Genomic DNA, 1,154 nt, shown 5'->3' on the forward strand with positions numbered 1-1,154 from the left:
GTGCAGGTGTCGACAAACTCGACATAGATGCGACTATCTCAACACTTCGACAGGCTTCAAATGGGCAAGCGCTTCGCCAGAGTCTTCTGGAAGGAAGCTACCAACCTCAACCGGTACTTGGTGTAGAAATCCCCAAACCTAGTGGTGGCGTAAGGCAACTAGGTATCCCAACCGTGCTTGATAGAGTTGTCCAACAGGCAATGACCTCAGTACTGTCAGATATCTATGACCCCAAGTTCTCCAATAGCAGTTACGGATTTAGACCAAACCGCAGTGCGCACCATGCATTAACGGCAGCCAGTCATTACATCCGAGAAGGTCGAGGTTATGTTGTAGATATCGACCTAGCGAAATACTTCGACACAGTGAATCACGATAGACTGATGTACAGACTGTCACAGGACATCAGTGATAAACGAGTGTTGAAGCTCATCAGGTCATATCTACAGGCAGGCATAATGCGAAACGGGATGGTTGAACAGAGACAAAGAGGGACACCACAGGGTGGACCATTATCCCCGTTGCTATCCAATATCGTATTAGATGAACTGGATAAAGAGTTAGAGCGCAGAGGGCATAAGTTCTGTCGATATGCAGACGACTGCCAAATCTACGTTCATAGTGAAGAAGCCGCTTATCGAGTTAAAGAGTCGATAACGGAGTTCTTGGAGCAAAAGCTGAAGCTCACGGTAAATCGAGAGAAAAGTGGTGCGACAAGAGTGACAGAACGGACTTACTTAAGCCACCGCTTCGGGATAGATGGAACAATCCATCTATCGAAGGCAGCACAAACTCAAATGAAGAAGCGAGTGCGGCAGATAACGAAGCGAAACCGAGGGCGAGAGTTGCAAGCAGTCATAGCGGAATTAACTCAATACCTAAGAGGTTGGCAACACTACTTCAAACTCGCCATACGGAAAAGCAGCTTGCAGCGCTTAGACGAATGGATACGGCGACGGCTACGATGTTACCGCTTAAAACAACGCAAACGCAGATACGGCATAGCGACATGGTTACAACAACAAGGTGTAACGGAGCGCAATGCGTGGAAGGTAGCGATGTCAGATAAAGGGTGGTGGCACTTGGCCTTAACGCCGCAGTTAAATCACGCCATGCCAATAAAATGGTTCGAGGAGTTGGGCCTGTACTCATTG

1 protein-coding gene is annotated in these 1,154 nt (G+C 48.0%); it reads left to right on the forward strand.

Annotated features, from left to right (window positions below):
- A partial coding sequence (gene ltrA / locus AB4371_RS18300) for a group II intron reverse transcriptase/maturase (RefSeq protein ID WP_372150447.1) occupies positions 1-1,154 on the forward strand: 1,154 nt, incomplete at both ends.

Source organism: Vibrio sp. 10N.261.51.A3 (genome assembly GCF_041471965.1).
GTDB lineage: Bacteria > Pseudomonadota > Gammaproteobacteria > Enterobacterales > Vibrionaceae > Vibrio > Vibrio crassostreae_C.